This window comes from Lentzea sp. NPDC003310, from assembly GCF_040610935.1.
Classification (GTDB): domain Bacteria; phylum Actinomycetota; class Actinomycetes; order Mycobacteriales; family Pseudonocardiaceae; genus Lentzea.
This window is the reverse complement of the sequence record NZ_JBEXNC010000006.1, coordinates 15995-35347: the sequence shown is the minus strand read 5'-3', so window position 1 is coordinate 35347 and position 19353 is coordinate 15995. Positions and strand designations below refer to the sequence as shown.

Annotated in this window: 22 protein-coding genes; 15 read left to right on the top strand and 7 right to left on the bottom strand. The window is 69.6% G+C overall.

Annotated features, from left to right (window positions below; translation table 11 throughout):
- Nucleotides 1-402 precede the first annotated feature (402 nt).
- Nucleotides 403-2070: an MDR family MFS transporter gene (locus ABZX02_RS12760; protein ID WP_355297678.1), complete on the top strand. Its 1668-nt coding sequence runs from the start codon at nt 403-405 to the stop codon at nt 2068-2070.
- Here the strand turns inward: ABZX02_RS12760 and ABZX02_RS12755 are convergent.
- Nucleotides 1968-2351 (bottom strand): VOC family protein, encoded by a 384-nt coding sequence (locus ABZX02_RS12755; protein WP_355297676.1) that lies wholly within the window; start codon nt 2349-2351, stop codon nt 1968-1970. The genes ABZX02_RS12760 and ABZX02_RS12755 overlap by 103 nt on opposite strands.
- Before the next feature lie 126 nt (nt 2352-2477).
- On the opposite strand from ABZX02_RS12755, the gene clpB reads away from it, so the two are divergent.
- Nucleotides 2478-5060, top strand: coding sequence for an ATP-dependent chaperone ClpB (gene clpB / locus ABZX02_RS12750; protein ID WP_355297674.1), 2583 nt, complete (start codon nt 2478-2480; stop codon nt 5058-5060).
- Between the two features lie 39 nt (nt 5061-5099).
- Here the strand turns inward: clpB and ABZX02_RS12745 are convergent, their stop codons facing one another.
- Nucleotides 5100-6128, bottom strand: coding sequence for an aldo/keto reductase (locus ABZX02_RS12745; protein ID WP_355297672.1), 1029 nt, complete (start codon nt 6126-6128; stop codon nt 5100-5102).
- 113 nt (nt 6129-6241) lie between these two features.
- Here ABZX02_RS12745 and ABZX02_RS12740 point away from each other — a divergent pair, with 113 nt between their 5' ends.
- The 7 genes from ABZX02_RS12740 to ABZX02_RS12710 all read left to right on the top strand — a co-directional run bounded on the left by ABZX02_RS12740 (nt 6242) and on the right by ABZX02_RS12710 (nt 10885).
- Complete coding sequence (locus tag ABZX02_RS12740; RefSeq protein WP_355297670.1) at nt 6242-7063, top strand: helix-turn-helix transcriptional regulator; 822 nt, start codon at nt 6242-6244, stop codon at nt 7061-7063.
- Nucleotides 7064-7141: 78 nt separating this feature from the next.
- Nucleotides 7142-7876: a hypothetical protein gene (locus ABZX02_RS12735; RefSeq protein WP_355297668.1), complete on the top strand. Its 735-nt coding sequence runs from the start codon at nt 7142-7144 to the stop codon at nt 7874-7876.
- A 315-nt stretch (nt 7877-8191) separates the two neighbouring features.
- Nucleotides 8192-8368 (top strand): LPXTG cell wall anchor domain-containing protein, encoded by a 177-nt coding sequence (locus tag ABZX02_RS12730; protein ID WP_355297666.1) that lies wholly within the window; start codon nt 8192-8194, stop codon nt 8366-8368.
- 49 nt (nt 8369-8417) lie between these two features.
- On the top strand, nt 8418-9191 hold the full coding sequence (locus ABZX02_RS12725) for an SDR family oxidoreductase (protein ID WP_355297665.1): 774 nt from the start codon (nt 8418-8420) through the stop codon (nt 9189-9191).
- Nucleotides 9192-9228: 37 nt separating this feature from the next.
- Nucleotides 9229-9543, top strand: coding sequence for a hypothetical protein (locus ABZX02_RS12720; protein ID WP_355297663.1), 315 nt, complete (start codon nt 9229-9231; stop codon nt 9541-9543).
- On the top strand, nt 9540-10460 hold the full coding sequence (locus ABZX02_RS12715; RefSeq protein WP_355297661.1) for a hypothetical protein: 921 nt from the start codon (nt 9540-9542) through the stop codon (nt 10458-10460). The genes ABZX02_RS12720 and ABZX02_RS12715 overlap by 4 nt, the downstream gene beginning before the upstream one ends.
- The gene (locus ABZX02_RS12710; RefSeq protein WP_355297659.1) at nt 10457-10885 is read left to right on the top strand and encodes a hypothetical protein; all 429 of its coding nucleotides are present in this window, start codon (nt 10457-10459) and stop codon (nt 10883-10885) included. The genes ABZX02_RS12715 and ABZX02_RS12710 overlap by 4 nt, the downstream gene beginning before the upstream one ends.
- A gap of 6 nt (nt 10886-10891) precedes the next feature.
- Here ABZX02_RS12710 and ABZX02_RS12705 read toward each other — a convergent pair whose 3' ends face one another.
- On the bottom strand, nt 10892-11443 hold the full coding sequence (locus ABZX02_RS12705) for a hypothetical protein (protein WP_355297657.1): 552 nt from the start codon (nt 11441-11443) through the stop codon (nt 10892-10894).
- 71 nt (nt 11444-11514) lie between these two features.
- Here ABZX02_RS12705 and pyrE point away from each other — a divergent pair, with 71 nt between their 5' ends.
- The 4 genes from pyrE to ABZX02_RS12685 are packed head-to-tail and all read left to right on the top strand — an operon-like array spanning nt 11515 to nt 14257.
- Nucleotides 11515-12063 (top strand): orotate phosphoribosyltransferase, encoded by a 549-nt coding sequence (pyrE, locus tag ABZX02_RS12700; protein WP_329788553.1) that lies wholly within the window; start codon nt 11515-11517, stop codon nt 12061-12063.
- A 59-nt stretch (nt 12064-12122) separates the two neighbouring features.
- Nucleotides 12123-12491 (top strand): DUF2784 domain-containing protein, encoded by a 369-nt coding sequence (locus ABZX02_RS12695; protein WP_355297655.1) that lies wholly within the window; start codon nt 12123-12125, stop codon nt 12489-12491.
- Complete coding sequence (locus ABZX02_RS12690; RefSeq protein ID WP_355297654.1) at nt 12463-13134, top strand: TrmH family RNA methyltransferase; 672 nt, start codon at nt 12463-12465, stop codon at nt 13132-13134. The genes ABZX02_RS12695 and ABZX02_RS12690 overlap by 29 nt, the downstream gene beginning before the upstream one ends.
- Before the next feature lie 25 nt (nt 13135-13159).
- Nucleotides 13160-14257: a glycoside hydrolase family 76 protein gene (locus tag ABZX02_RS12685; protein ID WP_355297652.1), complete on the top strand. Its 1098-nt coding sequence runs from the start codon at nt 13160-13162 to the stop codon at nt 14255-14257.
- Here the strand turns inward: ABZX02_RS12685 and ABZX02_RS12680 are convergent.
- Entirely contained in the window at nt 14247-14978 is a 732-nt protein-coding gene (locus ABZX02_RS12680) for a TIM barrel protein (RefSeq protein ID WP_355297650.1), read from the bottom strand. The two genes, ABZX02_RS12685 and ABZX02_RS12680, sit on opposite strands and share 11 nt — an antisense overlap.
- A complete protein-coding gene (locus ABZX02_RS12675; RefSeq protein ID WP_355297649.1) occupies nt 14972-15946 on the bottom strand; it encodes a LacI family DNA-binding transcriptional regulator in 975 nt (324 codons plus the stop codon). Before ABZX02_RS12675 ends, ABZX02_RS12680 begins: the two co-directional genes overlap by 7 nt.
- 34 nt (nt 15947-15980) lie before the next feature.
- On the opposite strand from ABZX02_RS12675, the gene ABZX02_RS12670 reads away from it, so the two are divergent.
- Nucleotides 15981-16826 carry a PfkB family carbohydrate kinase gene (locus tag ABZX02_RS12670; protein ID WP_355297647.1) on the top strand — a complete coding sequence of 282 codons (846 nt, stop codon included), beginning with the start codon at nt 15981-15983 and terminating at the stop codon, nt 16824-16826.
- Entirely contained in the window at nt 16790-17425 is a 636-nt protein-coding gene (locus ABZX02_RS12665) for a nucleoside/nucleotide kinase family protein (protein WP_093595565.1), read from the top strand. The genes ABZX02_RS12670 and ABZX02_RS12665 overlap by 37 nt, the downstream gene beginning before the upstream one ends.
- Here the strand turns inward: ABZX02_RS12665 and ABZX02_RS12660 are convergent.
- Complete coding sequence (locus ABZX02_RS12660; protein WP_355297645.1) at nt 17422-18519, bottom strand: right-handed parallel beta-helix repeat-containing protein; 1098 nt, start codon at nt 18517-18519, stop codon at nt 17422-17424. The two genes, ABZX02_RS12665 and ABZX02_RS12660, sit on opposite strands and share 4 nt — an antisense overlap.
- A gap of 59 nt (nt 18520-18578) precedes the next feature.
- Nucleotides 18579-19226, bottom strand: a complete 648-nt coding sequence (locus ABZX02_RS12655) for a DedA family protein (protein WP_355297643.1) — start codon at nt 19224-19226, stop codon at nt 18579-18581.
- Nucleotides 19227-19353: the final 127 nt, after the last annotated feature.

The window sequence follows — 19353 nt, the reverse complement described above, 5'->3', positions numbered from 1 at the left end:
TGTGGGCGGGTAGATGGCACGCCTGTTGCGTAGAGCGGCTGCCCGTTGCTTAGAAGGTTGCGTTGGCGGTGGGGTCCCATCACGAGCCGAGCCAAGAGCGGGCCACAGCCAGGAGGGGATGTCAAACGGGCGAAAAGCGTGCCCGTTTGACATCCCCTCCTGGCTGCAGCAAGAGCTATGGCGCGACTCGTGATGGGACCCCACCGCCTGGGTCGCTTGGTAAGGACGGCTCGCCTTCGGCTTCGCTGTGGGGCGGGCTTCTCGGATCTGCTCCGACCTCGGCTTGAGTTGCTCGGCGGAGTCTGACTTGGTGTGACCTATCAGTCGCCGGATTAGTTGGCCTAGCTAACTATCTCCAGATATAGTTGTATGACATCAACTAATTGCTGGAGGTGTGCCGGTTTGAGTCGGCCCTCGTCTCATCGGGAGATCCTCGAAGCGCTGTCCGGTATCTGGGTGGCGCTTCTCGTCGCGATCCTGAGTTCCACCATCGTCTCGAACGCTCTCCCGACGATCCTGGCCGAGCTCAAGGGCACGCAGACCCAGTACACGTGGGTCATCACGGCGATGTTGCTGGCGTCCACGGCCAGCACGCCGTTGTGGGGGAAGCTCGCTGACCTGTTCGACAAGAAGAAGTTGCTGCAGGCGGCGATCGTGTTGTTCGTCGTCGGGTCCGTGTTGTCCGGGTTCAGCCAGAACATGGAGCAGCTCATCGGGTTCCGGGTCGTGCAGGGGCTCGGGATGGGTGGGGTGCAGGCGCTGGGGCAGGTCGTCGTCGGTGCGCTGCTCAGTCCTCGGGAGCGCGGGCGGTACAGCGGGTACACCGGCATGGTGATCTCCGCCGGGACCGTCGGCGGGCCGCTCGTCGGTGGGTTCCTCGTGGACTGGCCAGGGTGGCGGTGGTGCTTCTTCGTCTGCGTGCCGTTGGCGCTGGTGGCGCTGGCCGTCTTGCACAAGACGCTGCACCTGCCGGTCAAGAAGCAGCACGTGAAGATCGACTACCTCGGGGCCACGTTGATCACCGGTGGGGTGAGCCTGGTGTTGATGTGGGTGTCGTTCGCCGGGAAGGACTTCGCCTGGGTCAGCCGCGAGAGCGCGCTGTTCGTGGGTGGGGCGTTGGTGGCGATCATCGGCGCTTACTTCGTGGAGCGGCGGGCCAGTGCGCCGGTCATCCCGTTGCACCTGTTCCGGAACCGGACCGTGGTGCTCGCGATGCTCGGTGGGGTCGCTGTCGGTACGGCGATGTTCGGGGCCTCGGTGTTCATGGGGCAGTACTTCCAGATCGCGCGCGGGTTCTCGCCGACCAAGGCCGGGCTGTTGACGGTGCCGCTGGTGCTCGGGCTGAGCATCTCGTCGACGGTGAGCGGGCAGTTGATCGCCAAGAGCGGGCGGTGGAAGAGCTACCTCGTGTGGGGAGCGTTCTCGCTGGTCGCCGGGTTGGCGCTGCTCGGGACGATCGACCACCGGACCAACCTCGTGCTGATGGGGGCCTACCTGGCGCTGGTCGGGGTCGGGGTGGGGCTGACCATGCAGAACCTGGTGCTGGCCGTGCAGAACGGGGTCGGGATGGCCGACCTCGGGGCCGCCAGTTCCACGGCCACGTTCCTGCGGTCGCTGGGCGGGACGGCCGGCGTCTCGGTGCTCGGGGCCGTGCTGGCCGCCCAGGTGAGCACGAAGACGCTCGACCGCGGTTCCCTCTCCCCAGTGGTGCGGGACTCCTACGGCGACGCGATGGGTGAGTTGTTCCTCATCGCCGCTGGTCTCGCGGTGTTCACGGTCATCGCGGTGTTGCTGATCAAGGAGCAGCCGCTGCGGGACTCCGTGGACGACGAAGTTGTCACCCCAACGGGTTCTGGTGCACAGACGGTCGCCACTGAGCTTGATTCACCTGTGGATACTGAACAGCGGATTGTGGACAACTCGGTGCCCGCTGTGGACAAGCTGTTGGTGCTTTCGAGTGACGCTGGTCAGGACGTCGCTGCTCGTTCGGATGCGCTGCGTTCCACGCAGAACTCGTTGCCCTCCGGGTCGCGCATCGTGACCCAGCCGGTGCCGTCCGGCCTGCGCTGATCGTCGAAGACCGTCGCGCCGATGCCGACGAGGCGCTCCACCTCCTCGTCGCGGGTGTTGCCGACCGGCTGCAGGTCGAGGTGCAGCCGGTTCTTGAGGTCCTTGCCCTCCGGCACGTCGATGAACAGGTAGCGGATGCCGTTCGGCAGCTCGATCAGGCACTCCGGGTCGCCGGGGTTGTCGTCGGGGTGGATCGGCAGGTCCAGGACCTTGCTCCACCACGAGGCCATCTCGTACGAGTTCCGCGTGTCGATCGTGATGCTGTGGATGATGGACGTCATGGGGCCGATCATCGCCTAGTCCGCGTGTGATCTGGAGCGATTTCAAGGTTGAGCGGAACACGCTCAACTTTTCTGACGTTGTGCGGGATGATGCTCCGTGCTGGAGGCTGACCACGAGGTGGAGGAATGGACGCTTTCAACCCGACGACCAAGACGCAGCAGGCCGTTTCCGCGGCGGTCCAGGCCGCGACGCTGAACGGGAACCCGGACGTGGGTTCCGTGCACCTGCTCAGTGCCCTGCTGGCGCAGACGGACGGGTTGACCGCGCCGTTGCTCGAAGCGGTGGGCGCCGACCCGGCGCAGGTGCGCAAGGAGCTGGAGCAGCTCTCCCGCTCGCTGCCGAGCGCCTCCGGGTCGACCGTGTCCGCTCCACAGCTGTCGCGCGACGCCGTGCGGGTGCTGAACAAGGCGCAGGAGCTCGCGACCGAGATGGGCGACGAGTACGTGTCCACCGAGCACCTGCTCGTGGGGCTCGCGCAGCACGGTGGTCAGGTGGCTGACCTGCTGCGGCGCCACGGTGCGACGCCGGACGCGCTGACGGAGGCGTTCGCGAGGGTGCGCGGGTCGGCTCGGGTGACGTCGGCAGATCCCGAGGGCACCTACAAGGCGCTGGAGAAGTACGGCGTCGACCTGACCGAACGTGCGCGCAAGGGCGAGCTCGACCCCGTGATCGGCCGTGACGCCGAGATCCGCCGGGTCGTGCAGGTGCTGTCGCGGCGCACCAAGAACAACCCCGTGCTGATCGGCGAGCCCGGTGTCGGCAAGACGGCGATCGTCGAGGGCCTGGCGCAGCGCGTCGTGGCCGGTGACGTGCCGGAGTCGTTGCGCGGCAAGAGGGTCGTGTCCCTGGACCTCGGCTCGATGGTCGCGGGCGCGAAGTACCGCGGTGAGTTCGAGGAGCGGCTCAAGGCCGTGCTGAAGGAGATCACCGACTCGGCCGGGCAGGTCATCACGTTCATCGACGAGCTGCACACCATCGTCGGTGCCGGTGCGACCGGTGAGTCGGCGATGGACGCCGGCAACATGATCAAGCCGATGCTCGCCCGCGGTGAGCTGCGCATGGTCGGTGCCACGACCCTGGACGAGTACCGCGAGCACATCGAGAAGGACGCCGCCCTGGAACGCCGCTTCCAGCAGGTGCTGGTCGGCGAGCCGTCGGTGGAGGACACGGTCGGCATCCTGCGCGGGCTCAAGGAGCGCTACGAGGTGCACCACGGCGTGCGCATCACGGACGCCGCTCTCGTCGCCGCCTCCACGTTGTCGGACCGCTACATCACCGCGCGCTTTCTGCCGGACAAGGCCATCGACCTCGTCGACGAGGCCGCGTCCCGGCTGCGCATGGAGATCGACTCGCGGCCCGTCGAGATCGACACCGTCGAACGTGCCGTGCGGCGCCTCGAGATCGAGGAGATGGCGCTCGCCAAGGAGTCCGACGCGGCCTCGGTCGAACGGCTGCACGCCCTGCGCGCCGAACTCGCGGAGAAGCGCGAGGAACTGTCGGCGCTCACGGCCCGGTGGCAGAACGAGAAGGGCTCCATCGACCGCGTGCGCGGGCTGAAGGAGCAGCTGGAGTCGTTGCGCGGCGAGTCCGAACGGGCCGAGCGCGACGGCGACCTCGGTCGTGCCGCCGAACTGCGCTACGGCCGGATCCCCCAGCTGGAGAAGGAACTCGCGGTCGCCGCGGAGTCCACACAGGACGCCGCGATGCTCAAGGAGGAGGTCGGCCCCGACGACGTCGCGGACGTGGTGTCGGCGTGGACCGGCATCCCGGCAGGCCGCCTGCTGGAGGGCGAGACCGCCAAGCTGCTGCGGATGGAGGACGAGCTCGGCCGTCGCGTCGTCGGCCAGGCCGAGGCCGTGCGCGTCGTGTCGGACGCGGTGCGCAGGACGCGCGCCGGGGTCGCCGACCCGGACCGCCCGACCGGCTCGTTCCTGTTCCTCGGCCCCACCGGCGTCGGCAAGACGGAGCTCGCGAAGGCGTTGGCGGCGTTCCTGTTCGACGACGAGCGGGCGATGATCCGCATCGACATGAGCGAGTACTCCGAGAAGCACTCGGTGGCCCGCCTGGTCGGTGCCCCTCCCGGCTACGTCGGCTACGACCAGGGCGGCCAGCTCACCGAGTCGGTCCGCCGCCGCCCGTACTCCGTCGTGTTGCTGGACGAGGTCGAGAAGGCGCACCCGGACGTGTTCGACGTGCTGCTGCAGGTCCTCGACGACGGTCGCCTGACCGACGGCCAGGGCCGCACGGTCGACTTCCGCAACACGATCCTGGTCCTCACGTCGAACCTGGGTTCGCAGAACATCGTGAACCCGACGCTGACCGACGCCGAGCGCAAGGACGCCGTGCTGGCGGTCGTGCAGCGGCACTTCAAGCCGGAGTTCCTGAACCGGCTGGACGACGTCGTGGTGTTCCACGCGCTCGCCACCGAGGAGCTCACGTCCATCGTGGACATCCAGATCGCCCGCCTGGCGGACCGGCTCGCGGCCCGCAGGCTGACGCTCGACGTCACGACGGCGGCCCGCGACTGGTTGGCGCTCAACGGTTTCGACCCGATCTACGGCGCCCGGCCGCTGCGGCGGCTCGTGCAGTCGGCGATCGGCGACCAGCTCGCCAAGGAGCTGCTGGCCGGTGAGGTGCGGGACGGCGACACCGTGCGGGTCGACGTGCTGGACGACAACAGCGGCCTGATCGTGGGCCGCACCGCGTGAGCCGAGGTGAGGGGGATCCGTGCGGATCCCCCTCACCCGTCACCGGCTCTCGACCTTCAACTCGCCCGAGGTCACCGCGCGGATGTGGTCGCTGGCCAGCAGGTCGTGCGGATAACCGAGCTCGACGGCGCTGACCTCGTCGAGCCGCGCCACCTGCTCGTCGGTGAGCACCACCTCCACCGCCTCCAGGTTCCCCAGCAACTGCTCCGGCGTGCGCGCCCCGACGACGGGCGCCGTCACGCCGGGCCGGTGGAGGTTCCACGCCAGCGCCACCTGCGCCGACGTCCGGCCCGACTCCTCCGCCACCGAACGCAGGACGTCGGCGATCGCGAGCGTGCGGTCGGTGACCATGCCCAGCCCGGCGTTGAAGCTCCGGCGGGTGCTGCCGGGCTCGGCGGGGCCGGAGTACTTGCCGGACAGCACCCCGCCGCCCAGCGGCGAGTACGGCGACACGCCCAGCCCCAGCGCTCGGGCCATCGGGAGCAGGTCGCGGTCCGCGCCACGGTTGATCAGGCTGTACTCGATCTGCAGCGCGGCGAGCGGGGACCAGCCGCGCAGGTCGGCGACGGCCTGCATGCGGGAGATCTCCCAGGCCGGCGTGTTGGACATGCCGACGTGCAGCACCTTGCCCTGCCGGACCAGGTCGTCGAGGCCGCGCAGGACCTCCTCGAACGGCGTCGCGAAGTCCCAGACGTGCAGGTACAGCAGGTCCACGCGGTCGGTGCGCAGGCGGCGCAGGCTGGTCTCCACGGACGCGAACAGGTTCTTGCGGTGCGCGCCGCCGGAGTTCGGGTCGCCGGGGGTGCGCAGGGTGGAGTACTTCGTGGACAGCACCAGCTGCTCGCGCCGGTCGCCGATCAGGGAGCCCAGCAACTCCTCGGAACCGCCGTAGGAGGCGGCCGTGTCGACGAAGTTGCCGCCGCGCTCCAGGTAGATCTCGAACAACCGTCGCGCGTCGTCGGGCGAGGAGCCCCAGCCCCACTCGTTGCCGAAGGTCGCCGTGCCCAGTGCCAGCGGGGACACCCGCAGTCCGGAACGGCCGAGCAGCCGATAGGTGTCGAGCGACATCGTGTTCTCTCCCGTGGTTCGTGGTCGGGAGCCAGCCTGCGAGCCGGACGCGCCGGGGGTAAGGGAAGCGGCTTCCTGGGAACACGGGTCCTACCCGGACTGTTGGAACGGCCATGGTCACCGACGTGCCGCAGGAGCTGGCCGCGTTCCTGAGGAGCAGGCGGGAGCGACTCGACCCGGCGGACTTCGGCCTGCCGCGCCGCCGCCGGACGCCCGGCCTGCGCCGGGAGGACGTCGCCGAGCTGGCCGGGATCAGCGTCGACTACGTCGTGCGGCTGGAGCAGGCCCGCGGGCTGCGGCCGTCGGCGGACGTGGTGGACGCGCTGGCCGGCGCGTTGCGCCTGAACTCCGACGAACGCGCCTACCTCTCCGGTCTCGCCCGTCCCAGCACCGGGAGGAGAGCAGCCGTCCGGGCGTCGCCCTCGCTGGTGCAGCTGGTGGCCGACCTGTCGCCGCGGCCCGCCATGGTGATGAACCACCGGTTCGACATCCTCGCGTGGAACGACGAGATGGCGGCGGTGCTGCTGGACTTCGCCACGCTGCCGGTGCGGCGGCGCAACGCGATCTGGCTGTGCCTGCTGCACCCGGAGATCCGCGAGTTCTACGTCGACCGCGACCGCGTCGTCCGGGAAGGGGTCGCCCACCTGCGGGCCGCGTGGGCCGCGCACCCGCAGGACCGGGTGCTGGCCGGGCTGATCGCCGAGTGCGTCGGGAGCGACGAGGAGTTCGCCCGGCTGTGGGCCGCGCGGGACGTGCGGCTCAACGCCCGCGGCGCCAAGGTGCTGCGGCACCCGCTGGCCGGGGAGATCGCCCTGCGGTTCGAGACGCTCACCCCGCAGCAGGACCCCGACCAGCTGCTGGTGATCTACCGCGCGGCGGACGTCCGGAGCCAGGAGGCGGTGGACTCGCTGTGCCGCACTCGTGCGGCGTCTTGACCTGAGGAAAGGCACGTCCCGGTCACGACGCGCGGAAGTGATCTTCGTTCCACGCCTCCGACCCACTACGCTTCAGCTGTGGGCATACCGGCGTGGGTCTGGTTCACCGTCGCCGCGGTGGCGGGCGTGGCGGGGTTCGCCCTGCTCGCGACCGACCGGGCGCAACGAACCGCGCGTAATCGTGAACGGCGCCGTTGGGCTGCCCTGCGCGGCTGGCAGTTCGAGGAGACAGACCACGTGCTGCCGACCCGGTGGGAAGCCGGGGCCATCGCGTACTACGGCACGGGCCTCGCCCGTGACGTCGTCGCGGGCTCCACCTTCACCGCGGACGGCCGCAGGCAGGTCTACGTGCTCGACCACGAGACCGGCGGCAAGGTCAACTCCGTGCTGGTCGGCGTGCGCTGCCGCAGGGCGCTGTCGGTGGTGATCGAGCTGTGGCTGTCGACCGTGCCGTTCCAGCGCGACAACGACAAGATGCCGATGCCGGACCTGCTCGGGCCGGTGGGCTCGCGGTACGCGTTCGTCACGGACGTGCCGGCCGCCCGCAAGGTCATCACGCCGGACCTGATCGACGCCGCCGAGGAGATCGGTGGCGACGTCACGGTCGTCTGGATGGAGAACGACTGGGTGCTGGCCGCCGCGCCGCCGAACTCGTCGCCCGCCCGCCTGGAGCGGCTGCTGCGCGACGTCGGTGAGCTCGCGGACGTCATCGACCCGTTCGACCCGGACCCGTCCGAGCGCGAGGAGCCGGCGGCCGAGGAGGACGAGGGCGGCGAGGTCTACCGCCCGTCGTTCGGTCGCAAGCAGACCTGACCCGACACTCGCGAACGCCGCCGCCGGATGCTCCGGCGGCGGCTTTTTTGTCTTCCGAACGGCCGAACGCGGCGTGTGCTCGACCACATCCGTAGAGCCACCGGCCACGCCTGGATGCCGTCGACTTACGTCACGTTCGGTGATCAGGCGGTGTATGTACCGTCGCTCGTCGCACTCCAACCAGCACTATTCCAGACCGCATCCAAAGTGCTGTGACCCACATCACACTTCGCTCCGTGTAAAACATCAGGGCGTGATTCAGATAGTCCGTGCAGCAAGACCGTCGTGTCCCCGAACCCCCGGAAGGGATCCACGATGTACGGAGGAAAGGCAGTTGCACCTGTTGCCGTCGCCGGCACGGCGTCCGTAGTGACGCTGGCCAACACCGGTGCGTCGGTCGGGTGGTTGCTGTTCGGCGGGGTCGCGATGGTCGTGTCCGGCCTCGCGCTGCGCCTGTTCGTGCTCCGCCGCCCGGCGAAGCACGAAGTGTGATCATCGGCGGCCTTCGACCCCGGCGCTTTTCCGACTACCGTGCGGCGGTATGCCAACCGCACTGGTGACCGGATCGACCGTCGGGATCGGGGCCGCCTTCGCCCGCAGGCTCGCGGCAGAGGGATACGACCTCGTGCTGGTCGCGCGCACCGCGTCCGCACTCGAAGAGCTCGCGAAGCAGCTGCACGACCGCCACGGCGTGAACGTCGACGTCCTGCCTGCCGACCTCAGCGACCACGAGGACCGCCTGAAGGTCGAGAAGAGGCTGGCGGAGCAGGCCGTGGACCTGCTGGTCAACAACGCGGGCTTCGCGAACAGCGGTGAGCTCTACGCCACCGACGTCGAGAAGCTGCAGTCCCAGCTGGACGTCAACGTCACCACCGTGCTGCGCCTGTGCCGGGCCGCCGTCCCGGCCATGATCGCGCGCGGCAAGGGCGACGTGATCAACGTGTCGAGCGTGGCGAGCTTCCTGCCCGGCCGCGGCACCAGCTACAGCGCCGACAAGGCGTGGGTGACGGCGTTCTCCGAGGGCTCCGCTCTCGCCGCCGAGGGCACCGGCGTGCGGATCATGGCGCTGGCCCCCGGTTTCGTGCGGACCGAGTTCCACAAGCGCGCGAACATCGACATGTCCAAGACGCCGGGCTGGCTCTACGTCGACATCGACAAGCTGGTCCACGAAGGACTGCGCGACCTGCGCCGCGGCAAGCCGCTGTCCATCCCCGGCCTGCAGTACAAGGCCATCGTGACGATCACGAAGGTGCTGCCGCGGGCGCTCGTGCGCCGGATGGCGTCGCGGTTCGCGGGCGGCCGCGGCCGCACCTGATCGGAACCGTTCGGCCGAACGCCGCGTCCGAGCCGTCGTGAGCGAACAGTTCAAGGTCGAACCGGACGAGCTGCGCGGGTACAGCGAGCTGCTGGACCGCAACGCCCGGCACTTCCTGACCATCAAGGACCACGCGATCTCCAAGGGCGGTGACACCAGCGGGTTCACCGGCCTGCTGACGTTGCTGCACCCCGTCGTGACCGGCGTCGCGAGCCTGTACGGGGAGACGTTGGACTTCGCGAACAAGATGATGACCAAGGACGCCGAGGCGCTGCGGCAGACGGCCGACTCCTACGAGAAGGTCGACCTCCACGGCATCCAGCTGCTGCAGAGGGCCGAGGGGGGCCGATGACCACGGCGTACGCGGACGTCCAGGACCCGTCGGTCGCGCTCAACGCGGCCGCCGAGAACCGTCCCGGCCGGCAGACCACCAAGGAGCTCATCGAAGCGGCCGGGTGGAAGCTGCAGGGCGTCAACTGGATCTACGAGAAGGTCACCGGCGAGAACCTGATCGAGTCGCTGATCAGCCCGCTGGTCGGCGACTTCGAGAAGATCGACGCCAACGCCAACGCGTGGGACCAGGTCGCCAAGGCGCTGGACTCCGTGCGGCACAACGTCGGTGACGGCGTCGGCCAACTCGGCCCGCACTGGGACGGCGCGGCCGCTTCCGCGTTCGAGCGCCGCATGGACACCATGTGGGTCATCGCGATCGAGGCGGACTCCCAGGTCGCCCGGATCATCGGCAACAAGTTCCAGTCGATGGCGTCGGCGTGCCGCTCGGCCACGAAGGTCGCGCTGTTCCTGCTCGACAAGCTCTGCACCATGCTGCTCGAAGCGGCGATGACCGCGGTGATCCCGGTCGTCGGCTGGGGCCGCGCGGTGTGGATGGTCTACGACGCGATCCAGATCGTCGACGCCATCCGCAAGATCATCCAGTCGATCATGACGCTGATCGAGGGCGTCAAGGGCATGGTCGACGGCATCGTGGCGATGGGCACGGCGCTGATGAAGCTCAAGGACGTCCGGGACGTGAACGACGCGCTGGACGTCGTCGACGGCGTGCAGGACGGCAAGCAGAAGTACGACAACGGCGTGGCCGCGGCCAAGTCCGGCGCGATCGGTGTCGGCCTCGGCGCCTACGGCCTCGGCAAGGCGGGCTCCGCCGCCTCCGGCCGGTACAGCACGCCGAGCACCGGCAGCGGTGGTGGTGCCGGCGGTGGCGCACCGGCTCCCGCACCGGCCCCGGCGCCTTCGGGCGGTGGCCAGTGACGTTCCCCTACGACCAGGCACGCCTGCAGGCGCTCTTCTCCGAGGTCGACTCCAGGGTCGACGACCTCGGCAAGGTCGCGACGGCCGCGTCCCAGGTGCAGCGTCGTTCGCGTGGACTGTCCGAACAGGACCTCGCCGAGATCGAGCGGTTCGCGAAGTCGCCGAAGGCACCGCAGGAGCTCAAGGACCTGCAACGGCGGGTGGACGCCGGCGAGCTGTCGTGGGCCGACGTCGCCGCCGGACGGGCCATCCACGATCCCGGTGTGCAACAGGCACTCGCCGTCGGCGTGCCCGACCTGCAGCGCGCCTACCAGGCGCTCGAAGAAGGTCAGGATCCCGCCGACGTCGTCGCCTCGGGAACGCCCACGCCTCCGCCTGACGACGATGATGACGGCCCGAGCGTTTTCCGCAAGGACGCCTGGTAGGTCAGGTCAGACGGGCCAGTCCACGCCGCCACTGCTGGTGTGGCTGGTCCCGGTACCTCGCACGACGTCGAAGGCGACCGCGCAGGCGGTCGCCAACGAGCGCACCGGCTCGGTCACCGCGGGGTTGATCTGCACGACGTCCCGGCGCACCCGCGAGCCGTTCCGCTTGGCGCGGCCACCGGTCTGGATCCGCGCGACGTCACCGAAGAAGCAGAGTTGCTGCCCGGTCGCGTCGTGCAGTGACTGCTGCCACGCGCCGTGCGTCTTGATGGTTCCGATCAGCTGGCCCTGCGGCGTGGTCACGCGCACGTGCGGACGGCGTCCGAAGCCCTTCTCGATGCGCATGAGCGGCTGGCCGTTCGGTGCGACCACGTCGAGGTCGAACGTCGTCCAGCCGGAGAACCCGGTGTGCCGCAACGGTCGCTGGACGCCGGGGCCGCTGCGTTCGCGCACCACCATGACCGGCACGTCGCGTTCGTCGAACACCTCCACGCGGTAGTGCGGCCGGGCCAACAGGCTCAAGAACGTCCACGGCTGTTCCACGTACAGGGTGCTCACGGTGATGCAGCGTACGAGGCGTCGGCCGCCTGCATGTGCGAAGCTGACGACCCGTGCGAACTGAAGTGGTCTTGGACGCGAACGCGAAGTCGGAACTCGCTCGTCTGGTGAGCGAATTGGCCGTGGTGCACGGCAAGGTGACCCTCTCGAGCGGCAAGGAAGCCGACTACTACGTGGACCTGCGGCGGGCGACGCTGCACCACGCCGCGGCCCCGTTGATCGGCAAGCTCCTCCGCCAGCTCACGTCCGACTGGGACTTCGTCGCGGTCGGCGGCCTGACCCTCGGCGCGGACCCCGTCGCCTACGCGATGATGCACTCCGCGGCGAACGACGGTGACGTGCTCGACGCGTTCGTCGTGCGCAAGGCCAGCAAGGCCCACGGCATGCAGCGGCAGATCGAGGGCATCGACGTGCGGGGCCAGCGCGTGCTCGCGGTCGAGGACACCTCCACCACGGGTGGTTCGGTGCTCACGGCCGTCACGGCGCTGCGTGAGCACGGTGCCGAGGTCATCGGCGTGGCCACGGTCGTCGACCGCGGTACGGGCGCCAAGGAGGCCATCGAGGCCGAGGGCTTGCAGTACCGGTACCTGCTCGACCTGAACGACCTCGGCCTGGCCTGAGGTTTTATCCAGAGCGGTTCGAGCCACCCCGTCCTAGTCTGGAGGACGGGGTGGTGCGAATGGCCAGGTTGCTCGCCGAAGCGGTCATGCTCCTGCACTTCACGGTGCTGGCGTTCCTGCTCGTGGGCGGGTTCCTCGCCTGGCGGTGGCGCTGGGTGATCTACCCGCACCTCGCCCTGGGCGCGTGGGCCGTCCTGAGCATCGTGACGCCGACGGTCTGCCCCCTGACGACCTGGGAGAACGACCTCCGGGAGATGGCCGGGATGCCGGTCCTCGAGACCGGGTTCATCGACCACTACATCGACGGCGTCTGGTACCCGGAGAGCTCGTCGACGCTGGTCCAGCTGGTGCTGGGGACGATCGTGATCGTGTCCTGGATCGGCTTCTATGCTGGTCACCGTGCTGCTCGAAGGCTTTCACGCTGTTAAGCACGCGCTGCGCTTCGGCGCCGACGTGCACAAGCTGACCACGACAGACCTCGCTGCGACGATCCGCCTCGCGGAGACGCACGCACCGGATCTCTGCGAGCAGTTCGCGGCGGCCCAGGAGGTCTCCGAGGATCAGTTCAAACGCAGGTTCCTGACGGGGCGCATCCACCCGACGGGCGTGGCCGGGCTGGCGAACCGGCCCGAGCTGCCGTTCGACCGCGAAGCTCCGATCGTCCTGCTCGACAACCCGCGCAACCTCGGCAACTTCGGTGCGGCCATCCGCGTGGCAGCCGGGCTCGACGCGGGTGGCGTGATCGCCACCGGTGACGTCGATCCGTGGCACCCCGCCGTGCTGCGCGGATCGGCCGGGTTGCACTTCGCGCTGCCGGTCGCCAGGGCCACGAGCCTCGACTTCTCCGGTGAGCTCATCGCGTTCGACGCGGATGGTGACCTGTTGAAGGGCCCCATCCCGGACGACGCCGTGCTGGCGTTCGGCTCGGAACGCCACGGCATCTCCGACGAGGTGCGCGCTAGGGCCTCCCGGATCGTCAGCCTGCCCATGCGGGAGACGATCAGCAGTTACAACCTGACAACTTCTGTGGCCATGGGCCTGTACCACTGGGCGATTCACCGAGCTTCTTGACCGGTCAAGCACGCACGATGACCTTGTGGCGATCGCGAAACTGCTGGCGGCGCGCGCGGGCGTCGCGGAGCGCGCGGTGTACTCCAGGCACCTGCGGCGGGTCTGGGGTGTGCCGGGCACGCTCCTCGGGGCGAGGGCGTGGCCCCCGCTCTTCAAGGACAAGATCCACACCAGCTTCAACTACTGGTGGCAGGCCCACCTGCTGGACTGCATGATCGACGGCTACCTGCGCGCGCCCAACGAGCTGCGCAAAACGGCCATCGGCAAGGTCGTGCGCGGCATCCGGGTCCGCAACGTGCTGGGCTGGACCAACGACTTCTACGACGACATCGCGTGGCTCGGCCTCGCCCTGCAACGCGCCGAGCGCGAGGTCGGGATCGCGAAGCCGAAGGCCCTGAGCGCGATCGCCGAGCGGCTGCGCGACGGCTGGACCGACCACGCCGGTGGCGGCATCTGGTGGAAGCGCAACGACGACTTCAAGAACGTCCCGGCGAACGGCCCGGCCGCGATCTTCTTGGCCCGCCAGAACGAACGGACCGACCTCGCCCGCGCCCGGTCCATCGTGGACTGGGTCGAGGAGCACCTCGTCGACCCCGGCAACGGCCTCGCGTGGGACGGCCTGCACGTCCACCCCAACGGCGAGATCCGCGAGTACGAGAAGAACATCTACACGTACTGCCAAGGAGTTCTCATCGGCGCGTGCGTTGAGCTCGCGCAGCACGGCCAGGCGGACAAGTGGATCGAGAAGGCCGCCCGCACGATCACCGCCGTGCACGACGACCTGGCCACCAACGGCGTGATCCGGGGTCAGGGCGGTGGTGACGGCGGCCTGTTCGCGGGCATCCTCACCCGCTACCTCGCCCAGGCCGCGTTGACGATCCCGGACCTCGACCCCGACCGGCACGAGGCCGCGGACCTCGCCCGCGAGCTCGTGGTGCAGTCGGCGGAGGCGGCGTGGGCGAACCGCGTGATGGCGGTGAGCGGGCCGCTGTTCGGCCCCGAGTGGACGATGCCGGCCGACGAGGCGGAGGGCCGCGACCTGTCCGTCCAGCTCGGGGGCTGGATGTGCCTGGAGGCGGCCGCCCTGCTCGAACGCAGCGGACTCGACGTCGCTACGACCTGAGCCAGCCCAGCAACGCCTTGGCGTCCTCGCGGAACTGCTCGGGCGAGTCGTCCCGCACGAACTCCAGCAGCACGTTGCGGTCGACGCCGTCGCGCCCCAGCTCGTTCAGCACCGGCTTCCACAGGTCGCGGCGCTCGGCGAGCGGGAGGCGGTCCTGGAAGCCGCCGGGACCCCACGAGAAGGCGTGCGCCGTCACCGGTTCCAGCGTCCGCACCTCGTGCACGGCCGAGAACACGTCCTGGCCGCCGCTGGGCTGCCAGTACGACACCACGCCGTCGACCTCGTCCAGCAGCCGCACGGTCGAGTCCAGCGTGTCCGTCAGCGTGTTCCGGTGGTACTCCAGGGCGATCTTCGTGCCCATCGCCTCGGCGTGCTCCACGGCGTGCTGCAGCGCCTCGACCACGGGAGCGCGGTCGGGCGTCTCCTCCGATCCGGCCGTGCCGGCCCAGACCCGCACGTACGGCGCGTCGAGCTCGGCCGCGGTCTCCAGGACCGGCGCCAGGTCGGCGCGATCGGACACGCCCGCGCGGTAGTACGACCCGTACGCGGCCACCTTCAGGCCGGTGTCGAGGGCCTTGCGGGCCGCCGCGAAGTCACCGGGCGGCACGTGCACGTCGCCGCCCCACTCCACGGCCTGCAGCCCGCACTCCGTCGCCAGGTCGCCGATCTCCTCGACGGTGAGGCGGCGGAACGTCACCGAGACGAGCCCCGGGATCAGCATCCGCAGGACTGCCTGTGCATGAGGGACGGCGCGAGCCGGATCGTCTCCGGTGGCCGCTGCGGGTCGGCGATGCGGGAGAGCAGCAGCTTCACCGCGGTCCGTCCGATCTCCTCGACCGGCTGGGCGAGGGTGGTGAGCGGCGGTTCGATCAGGGTGGCCCACTCGACCTCGTCGTAGGCGACCACGGCGAGGTCCGTGCCCAGCTTCAGGCCGCGGGCGCGCATCTCGTGCAGCATGCCGACCGTGACGAGGTGGTCGGCGGCGACGACGGCGGTGGCCGGGTCCTCCTGGTCGAGCAGCGGCGCGAGCCAGCCGCTCTGCGAGACCAGGGCCTCGTCCCACTTGAGGCCCGCGCGGCCGAGACCGAGGCGGTAGCCGAGGATCCGCTCCTCGGTCGTCGCCACGCCCGCCTTGCCGCAGACGATGCCGATCCGCCGGTGGCCGAGCTCCGCGAGGTGCTTCACCAGACCGGACGTGGCCTGCACGTTCTCCGGGCCGACCTGGTCGATGTCCTTGGCCACGGTCAGCCGGTCCACCAGCACCGTGGGGATGTTGAGCCGCTTGAGCTCCGGCAGCACGAGGCTCCCGCCGCCGGCGGACGGTGTGAGCAGCAGCCCGTCGACTCTTCGCGAGCGCAGCATTCTGACGGCGGCCTGCTCGGACTCGGGGGTGTCCCTCGTGTCGATCAGCACGAGCGAGTAGCCGCTTCGGGTCGCTTCCGACTCGATGGCGGCGATCAGCTCGGCGAAATACGGGTGCGAGACCAGTGACACGGCCAGGCCCAGCGACTTCGTGCCGCCCATGACCAGCGATCGCGCGATGGCGTCGCCCGTGTACCCGGTCTCGTCGATCGCCTTCTGGACGCGCTCGCGCGTGTCCCCGGCGACCGGCCTCGTCTCGTTGATCACGTGTGACACCGTGGTGATGGAGACCCCCGCGAGAGCCGCGACATCCCGCATGGTGACCATGACCTGGGACCATACCCGTTTGGAGGAAGCCCTGATGGCAGCCGTGCTGTGTGTCGGGCTCACAACTCTCGACGTGACCCAACGGGTGGACGAGTTCCCGGATCCCGGGCAGAAGATCCGCTCGCTCGGCGCGGAGCTCTCACCGGGCGGTCCGGCGGCGAACGCGGCACGGGCGGTTGCGGCGCTCGGCGGCCGGGCCTCGCTGCTCACCTCTTTGGGTACCGACGCGTTGGGCGACTTCGTCCGCACGTCCTTGGATCCCGTTCACGTGACCGCCGTGCCAGGCACGACGCCGGTGAGCATGGTCGTCGTCAGAGACGCTGATGGGGAGCGCACGGTCGTCTCCCGCAACGCGTCGGTGCCCGTCGAGGCGCCGGATTTGACCGATCTCCTGGCCGCCGCGGACGTCGTTCTCTTGGACGGACACCACGAAGGACTCGCGATCCCCGTCGCCCGGCAGGCGAAAGCACTGGGATTGCCTGTGGTGCTCGACGCCGGGAGCTGGAAACCTGTCCTCGATCACCTGTTGCCGCTGGTGGACGTGGCCGCCTGCGCTGCCGGGTTCGAGCGGTCCGAGGCCGAGGTGCACTCCTACGGGGTGCCGCTGGTCATTCGCACGCAGGGTGCGAAGCCGGTCACCTGGTCGCGGAACGGCTCGGCCGGCGCGTTGCCCGTGCCCGCGGTGGAGGTGAAGGACACGAACGGTGCCGGCGACGTCTGGCACGGCGCCTACGCGTTCGCGCTGGCGTCGGGAGCGGAACCGGTGGAGGCCATCGGCTTCGCGTCGGAGGCGGCCGCCGTTCGCGTCGGTGCGGTCGGGGACTGGGTTGAGAGGCTGGCGCGGTGGCAGGACAGCAGGTCAGGTTCGACGAGCTGCTAGAACGGGCTCGAGTGCTCACCGATCAGGGTGAGCGCAAGATTCTCGGCATCGGCGGTGCACCCGGTTCGGGCAAGTCGACACTCGCGCGGCGGCTCGTCGAGGCCCTCGACGGCCAGGCCGTGCTGGTCGAGATGGACGGCTTCCACCTCGCGCAGAGCGAGCTCGAACGGCTGCGGCTGGTCGAGCGCAAGGGTGCGCCCGACACGTTCGACATCCCGGGCTACGTGGACCTGCTCGGGCGCATCAAGGCGTGCGGGCCGGACATGATCTACGCGCCGGAGTTCCGCCGCGAGATCGAGGAACCGGTCGCGTGCGCCGTGCCGGTGCACCCGGACGTCCCGCTGGTCGTGACCGAGGGCAACTACCTGCTGCTCAACTACGACAAGTGGAAGCGCGTCCGGATCATCCTGGACGAGGCGTGGTTCCTGTTCATCGACGAGGACGTGCGCGTGCAGCGCCTGATCGACCGCCACCTGCGGTACGGGCGCACCTTGTCGGAGGCGGAGGAGCGGGTGCTGCACGGCACCGATCACGTCAACGCGCTGATGGTGAACTCGTCCAAGGGATCAGCGGACCTGCTGATCACCGAGGTCCTCTAGACGGGGATGCACGCGACGTTCAGGCAGCCCAGCGGGTCGTCGTGCGTGGTGTTGCGGCCGTCGTCGACGACCCAGGGCTGAGCCCAGATCCCGTACCGGGCGTTGCCCGTGGCGCGGTTGCCGGTGACCTCGACCGACGAGCCCTCACCGGTGTGGAGGTGCGCGCCGTCCTTCACCGCGTTGCCGCCGAGGTCCACCAGTTCGGACAGGTGGCCGTTGGCGGTGAACGCGTTGGCCTCGACAGCGAGCTTCGCCGGGGTCGCGACGTTGACGAACAACCCGGCGGCGCGCCCGTCGGCGAAGGTGTTCTGCCGGATCGTGCCGCCCTCGATCCGGACGATCATCAGCGCGGCCTGACCGCCGGAGAACCGGGTGCGGACGATCCGGGCCGTGTTCGTCTGCAGGATCATCCCGCCGCCCACGCGGGCATCGCTGATGGTGAGCGCCTTGGTCGTGACGCGGAACGTGGTGAGGTCGGCGCCGGTGACCGCGAGCGTCGCGCAGCTGATCCAGGTCGCGGTGAGCTTGCCGCCCGTGACGTGCCACTGCGAGGTGTCGTCGCAGGTGAAGTAGTCCGAGATCGTTGTGGTCGAGCGGACCAGCCGGCAGGTGGAGCGGTCGGTGCAGCGGAACGCGTAGGCCTCGAACGCCGAGTCCTGCGCCCGCAGTTGCGAGTAGCCGGTGAACAGCATCTCGGCGCTGCGGCCGGTCTGGCGGACGCGCTGGAACGTCGTGTCGCGCGCGTCGGCGGCATCGATCCCGGCCGACAGCGTGACGGTGTCGAAGACCAGGTCGCGCGTGCCGCGGAGGCTGACGCCGCCGGTCCGGTGGCCGTTGATCGAGCCGTTGCGCACGACCGCGCGGGACGCCCCCTCGACGCTCAGCGCGATCTTGCCGCTGAGCGCGTGACCGCCGAGGTCCAGCACGACCCGGTCGGTCGCGACGACCAGGCCGACGTCCTCGCAGACCAGGTCGGCGGTCAGGGTGGTGCTGGTGGTGATCTCGTCACCGCACGCCGGCTGGGTCGCAGCCTGCGCTGGGGTGACGACGGCGAGCAGCAGTGCCGGCACGCCGAGCAGAACCATGGATCTCATGCTTTTCCCCGCCCTCTCAGGTGAGAGATCAGGTAAGCATCGTTTGGGTCGAACCGTCCTCAGTTCGTGCCGACTTCGACCGTTTCGTCGATCGGCTTCGCCATCTCCTGGCGGTAGCGCCAGATGCCCCAGCCGGTGCCGCCGAGGAAGAACCCGACGCTGACGACGATCGCCGCCGTCTCGAGCCACGGCAGGCTCTCGAGGATGCCCGCGCCGTAGTAGCCGGCCAGCACCAGCGTCGGCACCCAGGCGATCGCGCCGATGGTCGTGGCCAGGGTGAACCGCCGCAGGTCCATCCGCGCCGCGCCCGCGATCATCGGGGCGAGCGTGCGGATCCACGGGATCCAGCGGGCGAGCACGACGGCCCAGAACCCGCGGCGGTCGAGGAAGTCGCCCGCGCGTTTCAGGTTCTGCCGGTTCAGCACCTTGCCGCCCTTGCGCGCGAGCACGCGCGTGCCGGTGCCGCGGCCGATGTAGTACCCGACCAGGTTGCCGACGACGGCGATGACCAGGGCCGCGAGGGACAGCAGCCACGCCGACAGCTCGCTGTTGTGCGTCGCCAGCACCACGCCGGCCGCGAACAGCAGCGAGTCGCCGGGCAGGAAGAGCCCGAAGATGAAAGCGCACTCGACGAAGATGAAGCTGAGCACGATGACCCACACGGCCACCGGTCCGGCGGTCTCCAGCGAGGCGAAAGCATGCGCCACGGTGAACCAGCCTACGTCGTGCCGTCCGGGCGGCAGGGCGACTTCGGGCTGACGGCCGGGCGAAATCTCGGTTGAGCACGCTCGGTCACCGCGTGAACTCCGTTCGGTCGAGAACACCTTCACCGGC